The following is a 2,100-nucleotide window of genomic DNA, read 5'->3' as shown; positions in this document are numbered from 1 at the left end:
TCGACCAGATCCAGGCCGACCGTCCACTCGAGGTGCCGTGTCATGGTCTGCCTCCTCACGCCGGACCGCGGCCCACGGGCGCGCGGCCCCTTTCCGTACCTTCCAGGATCCTCCCGGCGGAGCCCCGGCGCACGGGGTCACCGGCCCGTCAGGCGGGGGTGAAGAGATCCGCGCGGGCGTCGCCGAGGACGAAACCGTTGTCGAGGCGGACCCGGACCGTCACCCGGCGCGCCGCCGTCCGGTGCGCGGTCCACGCGGGCTCCAGGGACGCGACCTCCGCCACGAGCCGCTCCCTGCTCGCCGGGGGCATCTGGTGCCCGAAGTCGTCGAGGAGCGCCTTGAGACGCTCGTACTCGCGCACCTCGGGGCCGGGCTCGGCCCGGTGCTCCTCGGCCCGTACGACGGTGCCCTCCGTGCCCGCAGCGAGGAACAGCGCCCCGGCGGGGGCCTCCGTCTCCTCCTCCGGCTGCTCGTCGGCGGGCAGGAGCGTCCCGGCCAGCCTGAGGTCCGCCGCGAGCTTCACCCGTCGGCCTTCGTGCCACGTCGTCATCGGACCTTCATACCGCAGGCCGCCGTCCCGTACCGCACCGGGTCGCCGGGGTCAGCCCGCCCAGCGGCCGGAGAAGAAGGTGACCGCCAGGACGACGGAGAGGGGCACCGACAGGCAGAGCACGGCGGCCCACAGGCGCGGGCGGTCCACGGTCGCGCGGGCGAGGCCGATCCACAGCGGCCACCAGAGCAGTCCGGCGCGGGGGACGGACATGTACCAGTACGAGGTGCCGAGCGCCCACAGGCTGAGTGCCACGTAGCAGGCCTCCGGCAGGCGGCGGGCGCGCAGGAGGTACGCCACCAGGAGCAGCCCGGTGACCATGGCGAGGAGCTCGGCCTGCCACAGGAGGGCGTACGAGGTGGGATGGGCGTGGCCGAAGGCGGCGTCCCAGGTGGTGCTCCAGGACTCCCAGGGGGTGTGGAAGTCGCGGTACCAGCCGCGTTCCTGGGCGTGTTTCCACGCCATGGGGTCGCCGGTGCGGGCGTACAGGTACCCGAAGTGGAGCAGCGGGGGCAGGGCGGGGAGGGCGAGGAGGGGCCAGCGGCGCAGATCACCGCGGGCACGGGCGGTGAGCAGGAAGTGGACGGCGAGCGCCGCGGCGAGGAAGAGGCCGCTGACGCGCACGGTCGTGGCGCAGGCGGCCAGGAGGGCGGCGGCGCCCCAGTCGCGGCGGAGTGCGGCGAGCCAGGCGGGCAGGGCGAAGGCGAGGAACAGGGCCTCCGTGTAGCCGACGGCGAGGAAGACGGCGCAGGGCGAGGCGAGCAGCAGCAGGACGGCGCGCCGGCCGTCGGCGGCGATCGGCAGGTGGAGCCGGGCGATGCGGGCGAGGGCCACGACGGCGACGGCGCCGGCGACGAGTGAGACGAGGAGCCCGGCGACGGTCCAGTCCGGCACGGCGAGGTGGACGAGGCGCAGCACGAGGGGGAAGCCGGGGAAGAACGCCGCCCTGTTGTCCTCCTCGGCGGGGCGGGCCGCCGGGTCGTCGGGGAAGTAGCCGTCGCGGGCGATGCGCAGGTAGTGGTTCCAGTCCCACCGCTCGGCCACGGCGACGAGCCGGCCGGGCGTCCGGGCCTCGGGGTCATGGGGGAACAGCCACGCGGTGCAGTACGCGACGAGGGCGAGAGCGGCGCGGGTGAGGAGGTAGAGCAGGAGGACGTCACGGTCGGCGGCGTCGAGCCTCGGGAGCCGCCACCGCCGCCCCGGGGCGGGGGGCCGGGACGGAGGAGGGTGCGCGGCGGGAGTCGCCTCCGCCCTCGGGGCATGTCCGGCTATGAGGGTCATGTCTCTCTTTCCTCAGGGCGTGGCGGGGCACGGGACCGCGACGGGGCGATCCCGCAGGGTGGGGCCGGGTAGGGGTCAGCGGTCGCCGGTACGGGTGGGGGACGTGGTCGTGCCGGTGCTCGTGGGGATGCCGCCGGGCACGGTGGTGCGGGGTGGCGAGGTCGTGGCGGCCGTGGTCCCGCCGGTGGCGGGCGGCCGGGTCGTACCGGCCGGAGCCGTGGGCGAGGGGCGGCTCGCCGAAGGGCTCGTGGCGGGCAGGACCGGCTCGG

General features: G+C 75.8%; 2 protein-coding genes. Both read right to left on the bottom strand.

All coding sequences use genetic code 11. The annotated features are described in order from the left end of the window. Window positions 1–148: 148 nt before the first annotated feature. Entirely contained in the window at window positions 149–550 is a 402-nt protein-coding gene (locus RIF68_RS35190) for a hypothetical protein (RefSeq protein ID WP_309055631.1), read from the bottom strand. A 51-nt stretch (window positions 551–601) separates the two neighbouring features. After that, on the bottom strand, window positions 602–1,831 hold the full coding sequence (locus RIF68_RS35185) for a mannosyltransferase family protein (protein WP_309055629.1): 1,230 nt from the start codon (window positions 1,829–1,831) through the stop codon (window positions 602–604). Between the last annotated feature and the right edge of the window lie 269 nt (window positions 1,832–2,100).

This window comes from Streptomyces sp., from assembly GCF_031178505.1.
Classification (GTDB): Bacteria; Actinomycetota; Actinomycetes; order Streptomycetales; family Streptomycetaceae; genus Streptomyces; species Streptomyces gulbargensis.
This window is presented reverse-complemented; position numbering and strand designations above follow the sequence as displayed.